The organism is Olleya marilimosa CAM030 (assembly GCF_000518485.1).
Classification (GTDB): Bacteria; Bacteroidota; Bacteroidia; order Flavobacteriales; family Flavobacteriaceae; genus Olleya; species Olleya marilimosa.
On the sequence record NZ_JADR01000007.1, the window covers coordinates 239,597 to 264,545 of the forward strand.

A 24,949-nucleotide genomic window follows, 5' to 3' on the forward strand; every position below is an offset into this window, starting at 1 on the left:
ACGATACCAATGACGACTTTCTTATCAATTTTAGTTTTAGTATTTATTTTCGTTGCAATTTGGCAAATGGTTAAAATCTTTGATTTAACTCAAGCTGGAAAAACAAACGATAATAACCAAGTAGCAAACGATAACGATAACCGTATTAACGGTTACTTAATGATAGGTTTTTTAATCTTCATTTATCTTATTACCATTGTATGTTTTGTTAAATGGGGAGATTTACCATTAATGTCTAATTCTGCTTCAGAACATGGACCTGGTATTGACAACTTAATGATCATTTCTATGATTGTTATCTTCTTTGTTCAAACAATTACTCAGTTTTTATTACACTATTTTGCTTTTAAATATAAAGGTGAAAAAGGCAGAAAAGCTTTGTTCTATGCCGATAACAATAAGCTAGAAGCTATTTGGACTATTATACCTGTAATAGTATTAGCAGGTTTAATCATTCAAGGTTTATTTACTTGGACTAGCATTATGAATATTGATGAAGAAGCTGATCCTATGGTTATTGAACTTTATGCTCAACAATTTAACTGGAAAGCAAGATATTCTGGTCCTGATAATGCTTTAGGTAAAGCAAACGTTAGATTAATTGATATTAACAGAGCTAATGAGTTAGGTGTTGACGAATCAGATCCTAATGCTCAGGATGACGTAATTGTTAAAGAATTACATTTAGTAGTCGGTAAGCCTGTATTATTTAAAATGCGTTCTCAAGATGTATTACACTCAGCTTATATGCCTCACTTCAGAGCTCAGATGAACTGTGTTCCAGGTATGATAACGCAGTTTGGTTTTACACCAACAAAAACAACTGCTGAAATGCGTGAAACGCAAGAAATTCAAGATAAAGTAGCTAATATCAACAAAATCAGAACAGAAAAGAGTCAATCTTTAATTGCTGAGGGTAAAGAAGCTTTAGAGCCTTATGAGTTTGATTATTTACTATTATGTAACAAGATTTGTGGTACATCTCACTATAACATGCAAATGAAAATTATAGTTGAAACACAAGAGGAGTATGATGAGTGGATGAAAGAGCAAAAGCTTTTTGTAGATTCATTAGTAAAAAATTAAATAACAAGAAATTAAATTTAAAGATTTTAGATTATGTCAGCACACGTAGAAGAACATGGACATGACGATCATGGTCATCATCATAAAGAAACATTCATAACTAAGTATATATTTAGTCAAGATCATAAAATGATTGCCAAGCAGTATCTTATTACTGGTCTTATTATGGGAATCATAGCAGTAGTAATGTCAATCATGATGCGTATGCAAATTGCTTGGCCAGAAGAATCAAACCCATTATTTAAAGCTTTATTAGGTAAGTGGGCTCCAGATGGTGTAATGAGTGCAGATATTTATCTTGCATTAGTAACTATCCATGGTACTATAATGGTTTTCTTTGTACTTACAGCAGGACTTAGTGGTACGTTTAGTAACTTACTTATTCCATTGCAAATTGGAGCTAGAGATATGGCATCAGGTTTTTTAAACATGGTTTCATATTGGTTATTCTTTACTTCAAGTGTTATTATGGTATGTTCTTTCTTTGTTGAAGCTGGACCAGCTGCAGCAGGATGGACAATTTATCCACCATTAAGTGCGTTGCCAATGGCTCAAGGAGGTTCTGGATTAGGTATGACAATGTGGTTAGTTTCTATGGCTATATTTATCGCTTCTTCTTTATTAGGATCTTTAAATTATGTAGTTACGGTAATTAACTTACGTACTAAAGGGATGTCTATGACTAGATTACCTTTAACAATATGGGCGTTTTTTGTAACAGCAATAATTGGTGTTATTTCATTCCCAGTATTACTATCTGCAGCATTATTATTAATAATGGATAGAAGTTTTGGTACTTCATTCTTCTTATCTGATATATTTATTCAAGGTGAAGTATTACATTACCAAGGTGGTTCTCCGGTTTTATTTGAGCACTTATTTTGGTTCTTAGGTCACCCTGAAGTTTATATAGTATTATTACCTGCATTAGGTATAACCTCAGAGATTATTGCAACCAACTCACGTAAGCCTATTTTTGGTTATCGTGCAATGGTAGCTTCAATTTTAGCAATTGCATTTTTATCCACAATTGTTTGGGGTCACCACATGTTTATCTCAGGAATGAATCCATTCTTAGGTTCTGTATTTACATTTACAACGCTTTTAATTGCGATACCATCAGCGGTAAAAGCATTTAATTATATTACAACTTTATGGAAAGGTAACCTTCAAATGAATCCAGCTATGCTGTTTTCTATTGGATTAGTTTCTACTTTCATTACAGGTGGTTTAACAGGTATTATTTTAGGAGATAGTGCTTTAGATATTAACGTTCACGATACTTACTTTGTTGTAGCTCACTTTCACTTAGTAATGGGTATCTCAGCATTATATGGTTTCTTTGCTGGAGTTTATCATTGGTTTCCAAAAATGTTTGGACGCATGTTAAACAAAAACTTAGGATATGTTCACTTTTGGATAACAGCTGTTTGTGCTTATGGAGTATTTTTCCCAATGCACTTTATTGGTATGGCAGGTTTACCAAGACGTTACTACACTAATACTAACTTCCCATTATTTGATGATTTAGCTAGTGTAAACGTTGTTATTACGTTGTTTGCTATTGTTGGTAGTATTTTCCAAATTGTGTTTATATACAATTTCTTTTCAAGTATTTTTTACGGTAAGAAAGCTGTACAAAACCCATGGAGATCTAATACCCTTGAATGGACAACTCCAGTAGAGCACGTTCATGGTAACTGGCCAGGAGCTATCCCAGAAGTTCACAGATGGGCTTATGATTATAGCAAACCTGGACACGATGAAGATTTTGTCTCTCAAATTATTCCTTTAAAAGAAGGAGAAGAAGAATTACAACACTAGATTTATTCTAATAGCATATTGAAAAGCCTTTCTGCAAAAACAGAAAGGCTTTTTCTTTATATTTGCTTATATTATTCTCCAACTTTATTTTAAGTTATATTAATTATTAGTTTACCGCTTTTGCGGAACATTAACATGAACAATAACCTTGACCCAACCAGTGATAATTTTACTCCTGAGGAGTTTGATGTCGAAAAACAATTAAGACCACTATCTTTTGAAGATTTTACAGGTCAAGATCAGGTATTAGAAAATCTACAAATTTTTGTTCAAGCTGCTGTAGGTCGTGATGAAGCGTTAGATCACACATTATTTCATGGACCTCCTGGTCTTGGTAAAACTACTTTAGCAAATATATTAGCTAATGAGTTGGGTGTAGGTATTAAAGTAACCTCAGGTCCTGTATTAGATAAACCAGGAGACTTAGCAGGTTTGCTAACAAATCTAGATGAAAGAGATGTACTTTTTATTGACGAAATACATCGTTTAAGTCCAATTGTAGAAGAGTATTTGTATTCTGCAATGGAAGATTATAAAATTGATATTATGATTGAATCTGGACCAAATGCTAGAACGGTTCAGATTAATCTCAACCCATTTACGCTTGTTGGTGCGACAACTAGATCAGGTTTATTGACAGCTCCTATGCGAGCAAGGTTTGGTATACAAAGTAGATTACAGTATTATAATACAGAATTACTAACAACTATTATACAACGTAGTTCAGACATATTAAATGTTCCAATATCTATGGAAGCTGCTATAGAGATAGCTGGTCGTAGTCGTGGTACACCTAGAATTGCAAATGCATTGCTGCGTAGGGTTAGAGATTTCGCCCAAATTAAAGGTAATGGTAGTATTGACATCCAAATTGCTAAATATAGCTTAGAAGCGCTTAATGTTGATGCTTATGGTTTGGATGAGATGGATAATAAAATATTATCTACGATTATTGATAAGTTTAAAGGTGGTCCTGTTGGTATTAGCACTATTGCAACAGCAGTAAGTGAAAGTACCGAGACTATTGAAGAAGTTTACGAACCTTTTTTGATTCAACAAGGATTTATTATGCGTACACCTAGAGGTCGTGAGGTTACAGAATTAGCCTACAAACACTTAGGTAAAATTAAAGGTCCAACGCAAGGTGGTTTATTTTAATAGAGGCATAGCGTGTATTAAATAGTTTGGATGAAAATATTAATTTCTAATTAAGATAATGAAAAAGATTCCAGAAGTTTCGCTATTAAAATTTATTAAGCATTCATTAGAAATCCTTAAAAACCCTTTGCCTTTTCATAATAAAAATTTTGAAGCATTAGGTGATATTTTCAAGCTTAATGTAGGTTTTAATTCTAAGATATACTTTTGTAGAGATGCTGGTTTTGCTCAGTATGTGCTTCAAAAAAATCAAAAAAACTACACGAAATCAAAAATTCAAACTGAAGATTTAGTAAAATATGTAGGTGAAGGTCTTTTAACGTCTGAAGGCGAAAAATGGAAGAAACAGCGTAAGATGATGCAGCCAGCATTTCATAAAAAGCAATTGCAAAATTTGCTAGATGGTATGCAGCAGACAATTATTTCAGAATTTAATAAGGTTGAAAGTAATAAAACCATAGATCTTTTTCCAATTCTTAATGATTTAGCCTTTCAAACAGTAGTTAAATCTTTGTTCACTCAAGCAGCCAAAAATAAGGATATGGAGCGGTTACAGTATATAACCGAAGCAAATCAACGCATGCTAGTTAAGGAGTTAAGGCAACCTTATTTAGGATGGTGGTTTAAAATTGGTGGCACTTTAAAAAAACATTTAGATTTATCAGAAGAAGCTAGAGTTATACTAAAACGCATAGTTGATAAACGTAAAGCTTCCGGTAAACGTTATGACGATTTACTTGATATGCTTTTAGAAACACGCTATGAGAACGGTCTAGGTATGACAGAAGACCAATTAATTGACGAGATATTAATAATTTTTACAGCTGGCCATGAGACGACTTCCAATGCTTTAACTTTTACATTTCAATTATTAGCAAAACATCCTGAATGGCAAGATAAAATCTATAATGAATTTATTGAACTTGGTGGTGATAATGCTGATTTGATGACTAGAATATCACAATCTAAAGTATGTCAACAAGTCCTTGAAGAGTCCATGCGATTGTACCCACCAGCATATTTTATTGACAGAGTAAATATAGAGAAGGATGTTTTTAATGAAATGGAATTTGAACCAGGTAGTAATTTACTGTTTTCGGTTTACGAAATCCATAGACATCCCAAATTATGGGATAATCCAGAATCCTTTTTACCTGAACGTTTTGCAAATGGTGGACGACAGTTTTCTAGTCAATATTTCCCTTTTGGAGCAGGTCCAAGAAAATGCATAGGTAATAATTTTGCAATGTTTGAAATGATTATAGCAGTTACAACGCTAGTCAAAAAATTTAAAATTCAGCCTAAATTCGACTACGTTAAGATTACACCTTTAATTACACTAAAACCTAAAAATGCACATCTTAGTTTTCAGAAAAGATAATAATGCTTGATAACAAATCTAAATACACAACACAAATTAAAGCCGAAGCTAAACGCTTAGGTTTTTTATCTTGTGGTATTAGTAAAGCAGGTTTTTTAGAAAAAGAAGCACCAAGACTAGAAAATTGGCTAAATAAAAACATGCATGGACAAATGAGTTACATGCAAAATCATTTTGATAAGCGTTTAGATCCAACAAAATTGGTAGAGGATTCTAAATCTGTGATATCGCTTTTATTAAATTATTATCCTTCAGAAGTTCAAAAAGACGCAAAAGCACCAAAATTATCCAAATATGCTTATGGTCAAGACTATCATTTTGTAATTAAAGAAAAACTTAAAGAATTAACTCATTTTATTCAGCAAGAAATAGGTGATGTTTCAGGACGTGCATTTGTAGATTCTGCACCAGTTTTAGATAAAGCATGGGCTGCTAAATCAGGTTTAGGTTGGATAGGCAAGCATAGTAATTTATTGACCCAACAAGTTGGTTCTTTTTATTTTATAGCAGAGTTAATTATTGATTTAGATTTGGAATACGATTCCATTGTTACGGACCATTGTGGTACTTGCACAGCGTGTATTGATGCTTGCCCAACACAAGCCATTACAGAGCCTTATGTAGTAGATGGTAGTAAATGTATAAGTTATTTTACAATAGAACTTAAAGAGCAGTTACCGACCACAATGAAAGGTAAGTTTGACCATTGGATGTTTGGTTGCGATGTTTGTCAAGACGTCTGTCCTTGGAATAAGTTTTCTAAGCCTCATAGTGAGCCTCTTTTTAATCCTCACCCAGATTTGTTAGACATGGTAAAAAAAGATTGGGAAGAGATTACTGAAGAGGTTTTTAAAAACCTCTTTAAAAAATCTGCAGTTAAACGTACTAAATTTTCAGGTCTTAAGCGTAATATAGATTTTCTAAAATAAAATATTAAGATTTTGTCGATTCTCTTAGTACTAATTGAGTATCCAAAATCACTTCTTTAAAGTTAATAATCTTATCATTTTTCTTACTATTTATTTCTTTATACAAAAGTTTAAAGGCTTTTTTACCTATTTCAAAACCAGGTTGATTTATGGTAGTTAGTGAAGGAGATATTACAGAAGACATAAACCAATTACTAAAACCAATTACAGAGATGTCTTCTGGAACTTTTATTTTAAGGCTATTAAATTCGGTAATAGCACCAATTGCAACTAAATCAGTATTTATAAAAATACCATCTACACCCTCATGCTCATCCACTAGTTTTTTAGCATAAAAACGCCCTTCTTCATAACTCATGTCTTTAAGAATATAAACCAAGGACGAATCGTAAGTTATACCATTGTCTATTAAAGCTTTTTTATATCCTAAAAAACGATCAATAGAATTTTGAGGCAGTAATGGACCTCTAAAATGTGCTATTTTTTTGCAACCAGTATCTATTAAATGTTGTGTAGCTTTGTATGCAGCTTCGCGATCATTTATTAAAACTTTAGAACATTTGACTAGTTTTGCTATTTTATCAAACATAACTAACGGAGTGTTATTAGACATAACAGCATTTAAATGATTATAATCCGCAGTTTGATTGGCCAACGAAATCAATATGCCATCAACCCTTTTATTTAATAATAGTTCTATTTGTTTGCGTTCTAAGTCATAGGACTCATTGGATTGTAACGTGATTACTAAATAGCCTTTTTTTTCTGCTTGAGATATAATTCCCTTAATAACACTAGAAAAAAAGTGGTGGACTATTTCTGGCACTATTAAACCAATAGTTTTGGATTCTTTAGTTCTAAGATTTACTGCAAATGAATTAGGCTTGTAATTTAAAGTTTGAGCTAAGTCTTTAACTAATGCTTTGGTCTTTTTACTAACATCTGGATAATCTTTTAAAGCTTTAGAAACTGTAGTTATAGATATTCCTAAAGTTTCGGCAATTTGTTTTAATGTAATAGGTTTCACACTTTTTTTTATAAATATAATTAAAAGAAATTAACTATCGAAAACGTTTTCGTTGTTTTCGAAAACGTTTTCGGTAAGAATTATGTAATTTAAACAGCCTTTAAATATAAATTTGTTACATATTAAACTAAATTTTTACTAATTAATTAAATTATAGTCAAGATGAATCAAACCAAAACAAAATGGATTTTTATAGCAATTATGCTATTTTCCGTATCTTTTATTGTTGCACAGTCTACAATTTCTGGCTCTGTAAAAGATGCAAGTGGTCAACCTCTTGTAGGAGTTAATGTTATTTTAGAAGATACTAGTAAGGGATCTCAAACAGATTTTGATGGTAATTACACAATTTCTAATGTAGAAAATGGTACCTATCAAATAAATGCATCCTATATTGGGTTTGCTACATTGTCACAAACTGTTACAGTAAATGGTGACTCTGTAATTTCAAACTTTGTATTAGCCGAAGATCTTGAAGCTTTAGACGAAGTGATTATTACAGGAGTGGTTAATCCTAAATCTAGATTAGAGTCTAGTGTGTCTGTGTCTTCAATTGGTGCAAAATTAATAGAGCAGTCAGCACCAAGAACAACAGGAGAAATATTCAGAAACATTCCTGGTGTAAGATCAGAGTCTTCAGGTGGAGATGGTAATGCAAACTTTAATGTACGTGGTGTGCCTGTATCTTCGGGTGGATCTAGATACCTACAACTACAAGAAGATGGACTACCTATTATGCTATTTGGAGATACTTCATTTGGTAATTCAGATAATTGGTTAAGAGCAGATGCAAATATTGGTAGAGTAGAGTCTATTAGAGGTGGATCAGCATCCACACAAACGTCAAATGGTCCAGCCGGAATAATTAATCTAATTAGTAAAACCGGAAATACTGAAGGTGGATCAATATCTACTAGTGCAGGTTTAGATTATAACACAAACCGTCTTGATTTTGAATACGGTACGCCATTAGCAAACGGTATTTCATACCATATAGGAGGTTTTATGAGAACAGGAGAAGGACCAAGAGAAGCAGGTTTTAACGCAAGTAAAGGAGGTCAATTTAAAGCTAATATTACTAAGCAATTTAAATCAGGTTATGTACGTACTTATTTTAAGTTTTTAAACGATAAAACACCAATGTATATGCCAATGCCAATGTTATTACAAGGGTCAGACAGTAATCCTACTTATGCAAACTTACCAGGTTTTGATATTACTACGGATGGTTTACAGACTAAATATTTACAAGAAAGTGCTGGACCTACAAGTAGTGATAGAGGTCGATCTGTAAGAGATGTAAGAGATGGAAACAATCCAATTTCTCAGGCTATTGGATTAGAGTTTTCTTTTGATTTAGGTGAAGGTTGGAAAATAACTGAAAAAGGTAGAATCTCTTTTAATAAAGGTGGTTGGATAGCGCCTTTTACAGCAGGATTTGGTGAAACAAATAGTTTTGTTGCAGGTTTGCCTGTACCGCAACCAGTAACGTTATCTTATGCAGATGATGGATCTCCTTACACACCATCTAATGGATTAATTCAAAACATTCACATGTTTGATACAACTATTGACGACTTAAATAATGTTTTTAATGATATTAAATTAAGCAAAAAGATTGGTGATAATATTGGTGTAACCCTAGGTTACTTTACTGCTAGCCAAAACACAAAAATTTCTTGGCAATGGAATGCATTCCTTCAAGAAGTTAAAGGAGGTGGAGAAGCAAGATTAGTTAACATTGATGGTTATTCAAGAGCCGGACAATATGCATATGGTACTCCAGTTTGGGGTAATTGCTGCCAACGTAAATACAATACACAACATACAGTAAGCGCACCATATGTAGGAGTTGACGCAAGTATCTCAGAAAAATTAAATTTTGATGGTAGTGTTAGATTTGAAAAAGTAAGAGTAGATGGTACAATTGCAGCAGGTAATACACAAGGACCTGTAGATGTTGACGGAAACGGAACTATTGAGGCTATTGAAACTTTAGTACCAGTTGTACAGCCAACTAATAGCCAATTTATTGGAGATGAATATGATTTTGTATCTTATTCTGGAGGTTTAAATTATCTAATCAACGATCAATCTGCTGTATTTGCAAGATATAGTGTGGGTGCATCTGGTAGAGCTTCAGATAGAAATGGATACGGAATAGATGGTACTGCATCAACACAGTATGACAAAGTTTCTCAATTGGAAGCAGGTTATAAAAGAAAATTAGCAAATGGTTATATTAATTTAGTAGGATTTACTAGTAACACAGATGAAGATGCTGGTACTGCATTAAATTTAAGTGTTGGTAACGAGTTTAGAGCTACAGGTTTAGAATTTGAAGGAGCTTATAATTTAGGCGATTTTTCAATATCAGGATCTGTAACCTATACTGATGCAGAAATAGTTGAAGATAGAGTGACTGCTGGAGCTAACAATGGTAATAAACCACAAAGACAAGCAGATTTTGTTTATAATTTAGCACCTTCTTACGTTTTTGGTAATAATAAACAACATGTATTTGGAGTAACAGTATTAGGTACTACAGAATCTTATGCTTTTGATTCTAATGATTTAGTACAACCAGGATATGCTTACTTTAACGTCTTAGCTAAAGTTGGTTTAACTAAAGGACTATCTGTAGCGCTTAATGTTAATAATCTTTTTGATACAGTAGGTATTACAGAAGTTAACGGAATTGATGGTCCAGCAATAAATGGTACAGATCGTTATGTTAGAGCTAGATCAATTACTGGTCGTTCTTCTTCTTTAACATTTCAATATAAGTTTTAATTAAAAGTTGAATTAGTTTTTTTAAGTGTTTAATTTGGGTTGGTGATAGACTAACTATCTGCCAACCCATTTTTAATTAAGTTGTATCATGAAGCCATTTACCTTAATAACAATTCTCTGTTTGTTTTTTGTAAGTTGTAATTCATCACAAAAAAATGACAGCTTAGTTTTAAAAGACAAACAAAATAAAAAAGCAATAATTGTGTATGGTAGTGATACTTGTCATTATTGTATAGATACAAAATCCTATTTAGAAAAAAATAATATACCCTATACTTTTTTTGATATAGATAAGAATGAAAAAGCATTACAACAAATGCTTAATAAGCTTAATAAAGCAAAAATAGATGTCACCAATTTAAATATTCCGGTAATAGAAAAAAATGGTGAGATATTTACTAATGATATTAATTTTGAAGATTTTTTAAAAAAAATAAAACAATAGTATTATGTTAAAAAAACCAAAATTAAGCTTCTGGCAAATACTGAATATGAATGTTGGATTTTTCGGAATTCAATATAGTTTTGGTCTACAACAAAGTGCAGTAACACCAATTTATGATTTTTTAGGTGCAAGTCCAGATCAAATTCCAATTTTACACCTTGCTGGTCCAGTGACTGGGTTGTTAGTTCAGCCAATTATTGGAGCATTAAGTGATAAAACATGGAGTCCAAAATTTGGAAGACGTAAACCTTTTTTTTTAATAGGTGCAATTGTATGCAGTTTAGCTCTTCTGGCATTTCCTTTTAGCAGTTCATTATGGATGGCTGCAGGATTACTTTGGATTTTAGATGCAGGAAATAATACAGCTATGGAACCTTATAGAGCATTAATAGCAGATAAACTTGATGATGACCAACAACCTTTAGGTTTTCAGATGCAAAGTTTTTTTACAGGATTAGGACAAGTATTAGCTAACTTATCTTTATTTATATTCCCTTTAATTTTCATTGGCTCAACAGGATCTTTACCTACTTGGGTTTATGCGTCATTCTTTTTAGGTGCATTTTGTTCAATAGCTTCAATTATATGGAGTATTAGCAAAACGGAAGAGATTCCGCCAACACCAGAAGAATTAGAAAAACTCAAAGAAAAAAGAAGCGTGTTTGGGCCATTAATTGAAATTTTTTCAGCTATAAAAGATATGCCTAGGGTTATGTGGCAATTAGCTTTAGTCTACTTGTTTCAATGGTACGCATTGTTTTGCTATTGGCAAAACTCTTCAAAAAGTGTAGCCTTATCTGTCTGGAATGCCACACCTGATAATAAAGAAGCATACAGCGAAGCTGTAAGTTGGACAGGATTAGTAAACGGATGGTATAATGTAGTTACTTTTTTAGTCGCTTTTGCACTAGTAGGATTTGCTAAAAAATATAGTGCAAAAAAAGTACATGCATTTTGTTTGTTGATTGCTGCAATAGGATTTTTAGCATTTCCACACATTCAAAATAAAAACTTGTTATTTTTTGCTATAACAGGATTTGGAATTGGTTGGGCAAGTATGATGGGAATACCCTATTTAATGATTGTTGCAGACATACCCAAAGAACGCTATGGAGTATATATGGGTATTATTAATATGATGATTGTTATACCAATGATAATTCAAACTCTATCATTTGGTTATATTTTAAAGTATTTTTTAAATAATGATCCACGTATGGCAATCTCTTTTGCTGGTGTACTTTTAATAATCAGTGCAATATTAACACTATTCATTAAAAGTAAAAACAATATAAAAAACGTGAAGATTCAGCCTACTGGGCATTAAAACTTTTTAAATTACATTTTATTATGAAAAACATAGACATTCTATGTGTAGGAGAGGTGTTAATTGATTTTATTGGTCATCAGCCTGAAGCCTTAATAAACGAAACAAGAGATTATCACCGATTTTTAGGTGGCTCTCCAACAAATGTAGCAATGAATTCAGCAAGATTAGGGCTAAATTCAGTATTGGTATCCTCAGTTGGTAATGACGGTTTAGGAGAGTATATATTTAAAAAATTGGCCGAAGTTGGTGTTAATGCATCCAATATTAACATCATTCAAAAAAAACCAACTAGTGTGATTTTTGTGTCTAGGTCATCGGGTACACCTGATTTTATACCTTACAGAGAAGCAGATTGTGTTATTACAGAAGATCAAATAACAACAAAAACATTAAAAGACACCAAAATTTTTCATACCACTTGTTTTGCTCTAAGTAAAGATCCTGCGCAAGCAACAATACTAAAAAAAGCAGAAGAAGCATTTAATTTAGGATGTCAATTAAGTATAGATATCAATTATGCGGATAAATTATGGAATAGTAAAAATGAAGCTTTAAAAATAATTAAAGCTTATTGTAAGTTTAATCCTTTGGTTAAAATAAGTGAAGATGATATGCTTAGATTGTTTGGAAAAAAATTACCAGACGAAGAAATTTTTTCATTTTTCCATGCCGAAGGCGTTGACACTGTATGTTTAACTCTAGGAAGTCAAGGCGTTAAATTATCTCAAAAAAACAAACAAATTTTACAGTTACCTGCAATTAAAATTGAAAAAATCATGGATGCTACAGGAGCAGGAGACGCTTTTTGGTCAGGATTTTTGTATGCTTATAGTCAGAAAAAAACAATGAAGGAATGCTTGGATGTAGCACTTAAATTAGCAGCGCTAAAACTTCAAAATGTGGGCAGGTTACCTGAAAACATTAATATTGTCTCTAAATTACTTTAAGTTTTTTCTAGTAATAAAAATATATATTCAAATGTCAGAAATTACTATCTCAAATGGTGTCATGTTTAATGCTTATCCAGATAGCATTGGTGAAAAATGGAGCGATACCATAAAATTATTAAAAACACCAGAATTCAAAGATGCATTTTCTTTGTTTTATGTCCTTCCTACATTTTTTAATAGTGATTTAGATAGAGGTTTTTCTATCATAGATTACAATTTAAATGAAGATTTAGTTACTACTCAAGATTTGCGTGATTTAGATAATTTAAATATCAAACTTAAATTTGACATTGTATTAAATCATTTATCAGTAGCATCTCCACAGTTTAAAAACTTATTAAAATACGGAGAACAGTCAAAATACAAAGATTTTTTTATAAACTGGAATCAGTTTTGGGGTAATAATGGAAGCATGGATAATCAAGGTGTTGTTATTCCAGAAAAAAAATATTTGGATAAATTATTTATGCGTAAATCAGGGCTTCCAATATTAAAAGTACCATTTCCGGATGGTAGCCAACAGCCCTATTGGAATACTTTTTATCAAGATATAAAATATCAAGAAATTTCAATTAACGACCTTAAACAGGTACCCAATCTAATCCCTGAGGATGCTGTGTTAATTTGCGAAAAAATAAATCAATTAATTCAAAATAATCAAGATGTATCGCAAATTGATTTAGGAAAACTTACAAGTTTTAAACCAGAAATATTGAAAGTTGTAAATAGTAAAAGACACTATTTAGGGCAAATGGATGTAAATGCAAAATCGCCATTAATTTGGGAATTTTATGAAGAAACTTTAGAAAAAGTTAATGGTTATGGCTGCAACATTTTGCGATTAGACGCTTTTGCATATTTGCATAAAGAAGTAGGGCAATCCAATTTTTTTAATAAACCTGGAACTTGGGATTATTTAGAACGCATAAAAAAAATAGCTCAAAAAAATAATTTAATGCTGTTACCAGAGATTCATGCCGAATATGGTTTAGGATTACATGATGAAGTAGCGAGTAAAGGCTATTATATTTATGATTTTTTTCTACCAGGATTAGTCATTCATACTTTAGAAACAGGTTGTAATACTGCACTTTTAAAGTGGATAAATGAAATAGTGACTAAAAAATATAAAACCGTAAACATGTTAGGCTGTCATGATGGAATACCTGTCTTAGATCTAAAAGGAAAAGCGGTTAATGGTAATTATAATGAAGGTTTATTGGAGGATAAAGAAATAGAAGCCATAATGGAGACCATAATAAGTCGTGGTGGACGTGTTAAAAACCTTTATGGTCCATCAGGTACAAAAATATCTTACTATCAAGTAAATGCGACTTTTTTTAGCGCTTTAGGAGAAGATGAAAAAAAATTACTATTGGCTCGAGCTATTCAAATGTTTGTGCCAGGAATACCTCAAGTATGGTATTTGGATATTTTTGCGGGAAAAAACGATTATGAGGCTGCAGATAATGCTGGAAGTGGAGGACATAAAGAAATTAATAGAACAACCTTAAGTCATGATGATATTGAGGCAGGACTAAAAAAAGATATTGTACTTAAACAATTAGAGATAATTAAAATAAGAAATACATGTCATGCCTTTACTGGAAATGTAGACATAAATACGTCTAATAAAAACACATTAGACATAACATGGCAAACCCAAAACAGTCAAGCACAACTTTTAGCAGATCTTAAAAACTTGTCGTTTACAATACAAGTAACAGAAAATAATCAAACAAAAACATATCATTATTAAAATTTAATTAATCAAAGATTATTAAAAGTCTCTCTCATTTTTTTTATGTTCAAACGTCTTAAAAACTTACATTTGTAATTCACTAAAACTTAAAGTGAAATTATGAGCAAACAAAGTAGACGTCGTGAAGCTTTAGTATATCATGCAAAGCCAACTCCAGGTAAAATAAAAGTAGTTCCAACAAAAAAATATGCAACCCAAAGGGATTTAGCCTTAGCTTATTCTCCAGGTGTGGCAGAACCTTGTTTAGAAATTGAAAAAGACGTTAATAACGTTTATAAATATACAGCTAAAGGTAACCTTGTAGCAGTAATAACTAATGGTACCGCAGTTTTAGGATTGGGTAATATTGGTCCAGAAGCCTCTAAGCCAGTAATGGAAGGTAAAGGCTTGTTATTTAAAATCTTCGCAGATATTGATGTTTTTGATATTGAAGTGGATACTGAAAATGTTGAAGAATTTATTCAAACGGTAAAAATGATAGCTCCAACGTTTGGAGGTATTAACCTAGAAGATATTAAAGCACCTGAAGCTTTTGAGATAGAAAGACGCTTAAAAGAGGAACTTGATATTCCTGTAATGCATGATGACCAACATGGTACTGCAATCATTTCTGCAGCAGCATTATTAAACGCATTAGAGCTTTCTGATAAAAAAATTGAGGACGTTAAAATCGTAGTAAGTGGTGCAGGTGCAGCAGCAATTTCTTGTACGCGTTTATATTTAGCATTTGGTGCTAAACGTGAAAACGTTGTCATGTTAGACAGTAAAGGGGTAATTAGAGATGACAGAGATAATTTAACATCTCAGAAAGCAGAATTTGCAACTCACCGTAAAATTGATACACTAGATGAAGCAATGATAGACGCTGACGTTTTTGTTGGTTTATCAACTTCAGATATTGTGACGCCTGCTATGTTATTAGTTATGGCTAAAAACCCTATAGTATTTGCTATGGCTAATCCAGACCCAGAAATTGGGTATGATTTGGCAATTGCAACACGTAAGGATATTATTATGGCTACAGGTAGAAGTGACCATCCTAATCAGGTTAATAATGTACTAGGATTTCCGTTTATTTTTAGAGGTGCTTTAGATGTTAGAGCAACTAAAATTAACGAAGCTATGAAAATGGCAGCAGTAAAAGCATTAGCTGATTTAGCAAAAGAGTCTGTACCTGAACAGGTAAATATTGCCTATGGCGAAACGCGTTTAACTTTTAGTAAAGACTATATTATACCTAAACCATTTGATCCAAGATTAATTGCAACAGTACCTCCAGCTGTAGCAAAAGCAGCAATGGAAAGTGGTGTTGCTCAAGAGCCAATTGAAGATTGGAAAAAATACGAAGAGCAATTATTGGATAGATTAGGCAATGATAATAAAATTGTAAGATTATTATTAAACAGAGCTAAGCTAGATCCAAAACGTGTTGTTTTTACAGAGGCGGACTCGTTAGATGTATTAAAAGCAGCTCAAATAGTGTATGAAGAAGGCGTTGCTATACCAATTTTATTAGGTAGAAAAGAAGAAATTGAACGCTTAAAAGAGGAGTTAGAGTTTGATGCAGATGTGCTAATTATAGACCCAAAATCTGACGAGCAACTAGAACAAAAAAACAAGTACGCTAAAATATATTGGGAACAACGTAGAAGAAAAGGAGTAACGTTATTATTAGCTGAAAAGTTAATGAGAGAACGTAACTACTATGCAGCAATGATGGTTAATGAAGGTGATGCAGATGCTTTAATTTCTGGGTATTCTCGTAGTTATCCTTCCGTTGTAAAACCAATGTTAGAACTTATAGGATTGGCACCAGGATCAACAAGAATAGCGACTACCAATGTTATGATGACGCAACGTGGTCCAATGTTTTTAAGTGACACGTCAATAAATATTAATCCATCAGCACAAGATTTAACCAAGATTGCGCAAATGACCGCTAAAGTGGTTAAAATGTTTGGAATGGAACCAATTATGGCAATGACTTCTTATTCTAACTTTGGCTCATCAAAAGACCAAACAGCTACTAAAGTTAGAGAGGCAGTATCTTATTTACATAAAAGACATCCTGACTTATTAGTAGATGGAGAGTTACAAACAGATTTTGCTTTAAATAGTCAAATGTTAACAGATAGTTTTCCATTTTCTAAACTAGCAGGTAAAAAAGTTAACACACTAATATTTCCTAACTTAGAGTCTGCAAACATTACTTATAAGTTATTAAAAGAACTTAATAATGCAGAGTCCGTAGGACCAATTATGATGGGAATGCGAAAACCAGTCCACATCTTACAATTGCATGCAAGTGTTGATGAGATTGTAAACATGACTGCAATTGCAGTTATTGACGCTCAGCAAAAGGAAAAATGGGAAAAAAACTTAGAAAATAAGAACTAATTTGATGTAAAGATAATTTTCTTACATTTGAAGGGTTAACAGCAAAATCAAATGATTACACACATACAAGGAAAGTTGGTAGAAAAAAATCCAACAGATGTCGTTATAGATTGTAATGGCGTTGGATATAAGCTAAATATTTCGCTACACACATACTCCCAAATTCCTGATCAAGAAAATTTAAAGTTATATACGCATCTTCAAATAAGGGAAGATGCGCATACTTTATACGGTTTTGCATCAACGTCAGAAAGGGAGTTGTTTAGACTATTAATTTCAGTAAGTGGTATTGGCGCAAATACTGCTAGAACCATGCTGTCGTCTTTAACTCCAAAACAAATTAGAGAAGGTATAGCTGTGGATGATGTTGCATTAATTCAATCTATAAAAGGAATTGGTGTTAAAACAGCGCAACGTGTCATTATAGATTTAAAAGATAAAATCTTAAAAATTTACGATATAGACGAAGTTTCTGTAACTCAAAGCAATACTAATAAAGATGAAGCGTTATCTGCTTTAGAAGTATTAGGTTTTGCTAAAAAACAAGCAGAAAAAGTACTGGATAAAATTGTCAAAGATCAACCAGAAGCTAACGTAGAAACAATCATCAAACTAGCCTTAAAAAATTTATAATTTATTTTGAATACAAGTCAACTTAGCTTTTATAAATCCCTTAAACATTTTTTGCTAACCGCTTTTGCGTTGTTAGTGTCCGCATTTTCTTTTGCTCAAGAAGAAAATGAAGTAGAACAGGATAGTACCAAAACAGGTTTTAGTTTAGGAACTATACAAATGCAAAATCCATCAAGTATAGAATCTAAATATACTTATGACCCTGTAACAGATCGATATATTTATACAGAGACCGTTGGACAATTTAATATCAATTATCCAATAATTTTAACTCCAGATGAGTATTTAGATTTAGTATCAAGCCAAAATTTAAAATCTTATTATAAAGACAAAATTGACGCTTATGATGGTAAAAAAGGAGATGTAAAAGCTGCTCAAAAAAACTTAATACCAGAGTTTTATGTAAATTCTAGTTTTTTTGAAAGTATTTTTGGGGAAGGACCAATATCCATTGTACCACAAGGTACTGTAGAGATGGATTTAGGAGTCTTGTTTACAAAGCAAGATAATCCATCGTTTTCTCCAAGAAACAGACGTAATTTTTCTTTTGATTTTGACCAACGTATCAGTCTAAGTATGATCGGTAAAGTAGGATCAAGATTACAAGTAACTACTAATTATGATACACAATCTACTTTTGACTTTCAAAATTTAATTAAGTTAGAATACACACCAACCGAAGATGATATTATTCAAAAAATAGAAGTTGGTAACGTTAGTATGCCAATTAATAGCTCTTTAATTTCTGGAGCACAAAGTCTATTTGGTGTAAAAACACAATTAAAATTTGGAAAAACTACAATCACAGGAGTATTCTCTGACCAACGTTCTGACGCTAGGTCAGTAACTGCACAAGGAGGAGGAACCTTAGACGAGTTTGAGTTTTTTATCAGAGATTATGACGAGAATCGTCACTTTTTCTTAGGGCAATATTTCCGTAATAACTATGATAAAGCTTTAGAGAATTACCCTTTTATTAACAATAATATACAGATTACTAGAATTGAAGTTTGGGTAACTAACAGAAGTAATAGAACAGAGAATGTTAGAAACTTTGTAGCTTTTCAAGATTTAGGAGAAACTGGTATCATTGGTAATCCAGGTGTATCAGTTACTGGAGGACCTAATGCATTTCCGGATAACGGAAACAATGGTTTAGATCCAACTAATATTGGTAATGCTGGTTCTCAATTAAATAGTGCAATTAGAGATATTGCAACAGTGCAAAGCGGAATTTCAATTTCAGGATTTAATGAAGGTTTTGATTATGCAAAACAAGAAAATACTAGAAAATTAATAGAAGGTCAAGAATATACCCTAAACACACAATTGGGTTATATTTCTTTAAATCAAAGATTAAATAACGACGAAGTCTTAGCAGTTGCTTACCAATATACAGTCGGAGGACAAGTGTTTCAGGTAGGAGAGTTTGCTAATGATGGTATTGGAGCAACAGATGTTGCAGTAAATACAGATGGAGAAGTTACCAATGTGACTAATAACGCTTTAATTTTAAAGCTTTTAAAAAGTAGTATTACTAGTGTCTCTCAACCAATATGGGACTTAATGATGAAAAATGTTTATGATACAGGCGCTTTTCAATTAACTCAAGAAGATTTTAAACTAAACATTTTTTATAACGAATCTGCTCCAGTAAACTATATCACTGCTGTAGAAGGAACACCTTTTGGTACTGATTTTGAAGGTGAGCCTATAGATCAAACCACATTATTGCGCTTATTTAATTTTGATAGGCTAAACTACAATAACGATCCGCAAACTAATGGAGACGGTTTTTTTGACTTTGTGCCAGGTATTACTGTAATTCCGCAAAACGGAAAAATTGTATTTACTAAAGTCGAACCTTTTGGACGTTATTTATTTGATGTTTTAGATAACGATGGTAACACAGGAAATAACAGTACGGATTATGAGGCTGATATTTACGCCAATGCTAATCAAGAAAAGTATGTTTACGATTTGCTGTATAAAGCAACAAAAACAGCTGCGTTAGACGAGAGTCAAAAAAATAAATTCCAAATTAAAGGACGTTATAAATCTTCAGGAGGTGACGGAATCCCAATTGGTGGATTTAATGTGCCAAGAGGATCTGTTCGTGTATCTGCAGGAGGACGTGTTTTAGTAGAAGGACAAGATTATACAGTTAATTACCAGTTAGGACGTGTTTATATAATAGATGAAGGTTTAAAAGCGTCTAACATACCAATTGAAGTGTCAACTGAAAATAATTCTATTTTTGGACAACAAACTAAGCGTTATACAGGATTAAATGTAGAGCATAAGTTTAATGACAACTTTGTAATAGGTGGTACGTATATTAATTTAAACGAGCGTCCAATAACTCAAAAAGCCAATTATGCTAATGAGCCTATAAATAATACCATACTTGGATTTAATGCTAACTACTCTTCAGAGTTGCCATTTTTATCTAGGTTGGTTAACAAATTACCAAATATTGACACAGATGCACCATCTAATATTTCGGTTAGAGGTGATTTTGCATACCTGTTACCAGGAGCACCAAAAGGAACAGATTTTAATGGTGAAGCAACTGCATATATTGATGATTTTGAGGGTACACAAAACGGAATAGATCTTAAATCTGCTCAGTCATGGAGTTTGTCAAGTAGACCACTTAATGTAAATAATTCAACTGCTTTAGATAATAACGGAATCGAAAACGGTTATGGTAGAGCTATGCTTAACTGGTACACTATTGATCCTATTTTTTATGGTAGTCAAAGACCAACCGGAATATCAGACGATGATATGTCTAGCTTATATACTAGTAGAGTATTTGTTAACGAGCTGTTTCCGCAACAAGACATTGCACAAGGTCAAACATCAGTTTTAAACACATTAGATTTAACGTATTACCCACAAGAACGTGGTCCTTATAACTTTGAGCCAGGGACAGAAAGTGGAGTAATACCAAACCCAGAAAGTAGTTGGGCTGGTATAACAAGACAGATTACATCCACAGATTTTGAACAAGCAAATGTGGAGTATATCGAGTTCTGGTTACAGGATCCTTTTCAAGAAAACCCAAGTAATCCAGGAGGTAAATTATTTATTAATTTAGGTAATATATCAGAGGATGTCCTAAAGGATGGACGTAAACAATATGAAAACGGATTGCCACAAGATGGTAATATTAGCTTATTGCCAGAAACTGTGTTTCAATCTGTAGTACCACAAAACCAAGCTTTAATTTATGCTTTTGATACAACAGGACAAGAAAGAACCAATCAGGATGTTGGTTTTGATGGTTATGATGATGTTGAAGAAGCAACAAGGTTCCCTTCAGGATTTTCAGGATTAGCAGATCCTGCAAAAGATAATTACGACTATTATTTAAATGCAGAAGGTGACTTGTTTAATAGATATAAATTATACAATGGAGTAGATGGTAACTCACCTGACGCTTTTAGTGATACTAATAGAGGATCTACAACTCAACCAGATGTTGAGGATGTAAATAGGGATAACACAATGAATACTATTGATAGTTATTTTGAATATGAGATTGAAATTACTCCAGCGTCTTTAAATATTAATAACGAATATATTGTTGATACTAAAAACGTTACAGATACCAATAATCCTAGGGTGTTGCCAAATGGAGATACAGCCTATCCAAGATGGTATCAATTTAGAATACCTATTCGTACCGATGATGAGTTTGTTGTAAATGGTATTACAGATTTACGTTCTATAAGATTTTCTAGAATGTACCTAAACGATTTTCAGCAAAATACAACCCTAAGATTTGGAACATTAGAGCTAGTACGTAGTGATTGGAGACGTTTTCAATTAGCATTAGATGGTGGTGCAACACCATTAGATTTTGATGATACCGCTTTTACAGTAGGAGCAGTAAGCACACAAGAAAATGATGGTAGCTATGTTTCACCACCAAGTGTAGTGCCAGAACGACTTAACAATAACAACACAATTGTAAGACAAAACGAACAAGCTTTAGTTGTAGATGTTTGCGATTTAAAAGCTAAAGACTCTAGAGCTGTATTTAAAAATATTAGTGTGGATATGCGTCAGTATAAAAAACTGAGAATGTTTATGCATGCTAGAGATGGAGAAACTCCAGGATTAACAGATTCAGACTTAGTAGGTTTTATAAGAATGGGTAATGACCTTACTGAAAATTATTATCAAATTGAAGTACCATTAAAAGTATACAATGGAGGTTCATCTGCCGAAGCATATTGGCCTGAAGAGAATGAAATTAATATAGAGTTAGAAATCTTACAACGTATAAAATCTTTAGGAATAAGTAACCAAACATTAACAGATGGTACAGCAAATTTCTATGATGTAGTTGGTGGAGACCTAGTACCTGTTGTAGATCAATATGGAGGTTATGTTTTAGGTCAACAACGTGTCGCTATAAAAGGTAATCCTAATTTTGGAGATGTTAGAACATTGATGGTTGGTGTAAAAAATGGTACAAACAACCTACAATGTGGAGAGATTTGGTTTAATGAATTGCGTTTGTCAGAATTAGAAAACGAAGGTGGTTGGGCAGCAATTGTTACAGTTGATACACAATTGGCAGATTTTGCTAGTGTAAGTGCAACAGGTAGAATGAGTACTGCTGGATTTGGTAATGTAAACCAAGGTCCAAACGAGCGTAGTCTTGAGGACAGTAAGCAATATGACGTAGTAACCAATGTAAATGTTGGTCAATTATTACCAAAAAAATGGGGAATTCAAATACCATTTAACTATGGTCAAGGTGTTGAAGTCATTACACCAAAATTTGATCAACAATACGAAGATATAGAGCTTGATACACGTTTAGATGCAGCAACAGATGCAGCAGAGCGGGATTTAATTTTAGAACAATCGGAAGCTTACACTAAACGAAAAAGTATAAACTTTATTGGTGTTAAAAAGAATAGAACAGGAGAAGCTAAACCAAATTTTTATGATGTCGAAAATTTGACTTTAAACTATTCTTATAACAAAATGGAACATCGTGACTTCGAAATTGAAAGATCTGTTGATAAGCAGGTGAGAGCTGGTGTAAACTACGCTTATAATTTTGAACCTAAGTTAGTAGAGCCTTTCAAGAAAAACGATTCGTTATTTACTGGTAAGTATTGGCAATTTTTAAAGGATTTAAACTTTAATGTGTTACCTGCTAGTTTTACAATAAATACAGATTTAAATAGACAATTTAATCGTCAAAAATTTAGAGATCTAGATTTAACAGGAAATAATATTGGATTAGAAGAACTGTATAGACGTAATTATAATTTTGACTATCAGTACAATCTTAACTGGAATTTGACAAAGTCACTGCAAGTAAATTATTCTTCATCTAACAATAATATTGTAAGAAACTACTTTAAGGATAATATAATAAACGGAGAACCTGATCCATTATTGGACGTTTGGGATGGCTTCTTTGATTTTGGAGATCCAAACAGACAGCAACAGCAAATTGGAATTAATTATGAAATTCCATTAAGCAAAATTCCAACACTAAGTTTTTTAAAAGCGACTTATTCTTACTCAGGATTATTCCAGTGGCAAAAAGGGTCGGACTTATTTGGTAACTTAGTAGGTAATGATGGTCTGACTTATAATTTAGGTAATACTATTTCTAACGGAAATACACATAATATTAATTCAACTTTAGACATGAATAAGTTGTATAAATATTTAGGAATTTCTGCTAAACCTAAATCAAGAGGTAATAAAGTTGCCAGAACTTCTAGAAGTGCAGGACCTCCAGGAGTTGCTAAAAAAGAAAAACCAGTTGCCAAAAAAGCTGGTGATGGTATAGGATCTAAATTAGGCAATTTTGGTATTGGTATACTAACTTCTATTAAGCGTATTCAAGCAGTATATAGTGAGACTAATGGAACCTTCTTACCAGGTTATTTACAAACACCTGGGTTTTTAGGTACAGCAAAACCAACTATAGGTTATACTTTTGGTAGTCAAAGCGATGTTAGAGATTTAGCAGCCCGAAATGGTTGGTTAACAGCTTTTCCAGATTTTAATCAGCAATATACCACTAACCAAACTAAACAATTAGACTTGTCTGCTAATCTAGAACCTATTAGTGATCTTAAAATAGATTTAGTTGGTTTTAGGACGTATGCCGAAAATTATACAGAAAATTACAGAGTAGAAAACGGACAGTACTTATCGTTAACACCTAATACATTTGGTAACTTTAGTATTTCATCCTTTACGTTACCTACCGCTTTTGGTAAGAGTGACGAGACAGGTTCTCAAGCTTTTGATGATTTTAGAAATAATAGATTAGCTATAGCAAGACGATTAGCAGTACAAAATGGAGCAGATCCAAATGATGTAGATGATGATGGTTACCCTAAAGGTTTTGGTAAAACAAGTCAACAAGTATTATTACCTGCTTTTGTAAGTGCCTATACAGGTCAGAATGCAAGCAAAACTAAACTTGGGGCATTAAGAAATGTACCAATACCAAACTGGGACGTAAAGTATTCTGGTTTTATGAAAATGAATTGGTTTAAAAAACGTTTCAAACGTTTCTCTTTAACACATGGTTACAGGTCAAGTTATAGTATAGGACAATTTAGAACAAATTTGGATTATGATGGTATAGACTATGGACTTGATTATGATTTACAACCTAGTGAAGATTTAGATCAAGCAGGAAACTTTAAAAGCGAGAAACTATATAGTAGCGTAACACTAACAGAAATGTTTAGTCCACTGTTCCGTTTTGATATGGAAATGAAAAACTCGGTTAGGATTTTATTAGAGATGAGAAAAGACAGAATGTTATCTTTAAGTTTTGACAATAATTTAATGACTGAAATAGCAGGTAACGAGTATGTTGTTGGATTAGGATATCGTATCAAAGATTTACGAATTAAATCTAACTTAGCAGGACCTAAAAAAGCGATTGTGTCCGATTTAATCATGTCTGCAGATTTATCTGTAAGAGATAATAAAACAATAATACGTTACTTAGATTTAGAAAATAATCAAATAACAAATGGGCAAACAATTTGGGGTCTTAAATACAATGCAGAATATGCCTTTAGTAAAAATCTAACAGGTGTGTTTTACTTTGATTATTCATTCTCAGAATATGCCATTTCAACAGCATTTCCTCAAACCACAATTCGTTCTGGATTAACACTAAGATATAATTTTGGAAATTAATAAAGCATTGTTTGAAATTAATAGTCAT

The 24,949-nt window shown here is 32.5% G+C and carries 14 protein-coding genes; 13 read left to right on the forward strand and 1 reads right to left on the reverse strand.

Translation table 11 applies throughout. The annotated features are described in order from the left end of the window. The first annotated feature begins 9 nt into the window (after positions 1 to 9). From M890_RS0109895 to queG, 5 genes are all read left to right on the forward strand, one after another. Positions 10 to 1,086, forward strand: coding sequence for a cytochrome c oxidase subunit II (locus M890_RS0109895; RefSeq protein ID WP_028283385.1), 1,077 nt, complete (start codon positions 10 to 12; stop codon positions 1,084 to 1,086). Positions 1,087 to 1,119: 33 nt separating this feature from the next. Continuing rightward, the gene (locus M890_RS0109900) at positions 1,120 to 2,910 is read left to right on the forward strand and encodes a cytochrome c oxidase subunit I (RefSeq protein WP_028283386.1); all 1,791 of its coding nucleotides are present in this window, start codon (positions 1,120 to 1,122) and stop codon (positions 2,908 to 2,910) included. A gap of 135 nt (positions 2,911 to 3,045) precedes the next feature. Continuing rightward, positions 3,046 to 4,068: a Holliday junction branch migration DNA helicase RuvB gene (gene ruvB / locus M890_RS0109905; protein WP_028283387.1), complete on the forward strand. Its 1,023-nt coding sequence runs from the start codon at positions 3,046 to 3,048 to the stop codon at positions 4,066 to 4,068. A gap of 58 nt (positions 4,069 to 4,126) precedes the next feature. Next, positions 4,127 to 5,449, forward strand: a complete 1,323-nt coding sequence (locus tag M890_RS0109910; protein ID WP_036597393.1) for a cytochrome P450 — start codon at positions 4,127 to 4,129, stop codon at positions 5,447 to 5,449. 2 nt (positions 5,450 to 5,451) lie between these two features. Then, positions 5,452 to 6,378, forward strand: a complete 927-nt coding sequence (queG, locus tag M890_RS0109915) for a tRNA epoxyqueuosine(34) reductase QueG (RefSeq protein ID WP_028283389.1) — start codon at positions 5,452 to 5,454, stop codon at positions 6,376 to 6,378. Positions 6,379 to 6,382: 4 nt separating this feature from the next. On the opposite strand, the gene M890_RS0109920 is transcribed toward queG, so the two are convergent. Then, on the reverse strand, positions 6,383 to 7,405 hold the full coding sequence (locus tag M890_RS0109920) for a LacI family DNA-binding transcriptional regulator (RefSeq protein WP_028283390.1): 1,023 nt from the start codon (positions 7,403 to 7,405) through the stop codon (positions 6,383 to 6,385). 162 nt (positions 7,406 to 7,567) lie between these two features. Here M890_RS0109920 and M890_RS0109925 point away from each other — a divergent pair, with 162 nt between their 5' ends. The 8 genes from M890_RS0109925 (at position 7,568) to sov (ending at position 24,921) form a co-directional block, all read left to right on the forward strand. Beyond that, entirely contained in the window at positions 7,568 to 10,198 is a 2,631-nt protein-coding gene (locus tag M890_RS0109925) for a TonB-dependent receptor (protein ID WP_051437501.1), read from the forward strand. A gap of 88 nt (positions 10,199 to 10,286) precedes the next feature. After that, positions 10,287 to 10,643, forward strand: a complete 357-nt coding sequence (locus M890_RS16025) for a glutaredoxin family protein (RefSeq protein WP_084553644.1) — start codon at positions 10,287 to 10,289, stop codon at positions 10,641 to 10,643. Between the two features lie 4 nt (positions 10,644 to 10,647). After that, positions 10,648 to 11,970, forward strand: coding sequence for an MFS transporter (locus M890_RS0109935; protein WP_028283392.1), 1,323 nt, complete (start codon positions 10,648 to 10,650; stop codon positions 11,968 to 11,970). A 23-nt stretch (positions 11,971 to 11,993) separates the two neighbouring features. Next, positions 11,994 to 12,920, forward strand: coding sequence for a carbohydrate kinase family protein (locus M890_RS0109940; RefSeq protein ID WP_036597397.1), 927 nt, complete (start codon positions 11,994 to 11,996; stop codon positions 12,918 to 12,920). Positions 12,921 to 12,951: 31 nt separating this feature from the next. Then, positions 12,952 to 14,682 carry an alpha-amylase family protein gene (locus M890_RS0109945; protein WP_028283394.1) on the forward strand — a complete coding sequence of 577 codons (1,731 nt, stop codon included), beginning with the start codon at positions 12,952 to 12,954 and terminating at the stop codon, positions 14,680 to 14,682. A 102-nt stretch (positions 14,683 to 14,784) separates the two neighbouring features. Next, positions 14,785 to 17,082, forward strand: a complete 2,298-nt coding sequence (locus M890_RS0109950) for an NADP-dependent malic enzyme (RefSeq protein WP_028283395.1) — start codon at positions 14,785 to 14,787, stop codon at positions 17,080 to 17,082. A 51-nt stretch (positions 17,083 to 17,133) separates the two neighbouring features. Beyond that, the gene (ruvA, locus tag M890_RS0109955; RefSeq protein ID WP_028283396.1) at positions 17,134 to 17,715 is read left to right on the forward strand and encodes a Holliday junction branch migration protein RuvA; all 582 of its coding nucleotides are present in this window, start codon (positions 17,134 to 17,136) and stop codon (positions 17,713 to 17,715) included. A gap of 6 nt (positions 17,716 to 17,721) precedes the next feature. Beyond that, on the forward strand, positions 17,722 to 24,921 hold the full coding sequence (gene sov, locus M890_RS0109960; RefSeq protein ID WP_028283397.1) for a T9SS outer membrane translocon Sov/SprA: 7,200 nt from the start codon (positions 17,722 to 17,724) through the stop codon (positions 24,919 to 24,921). Positions 24,922 to 24,949 lie beyond the last annotated feature (28 nt).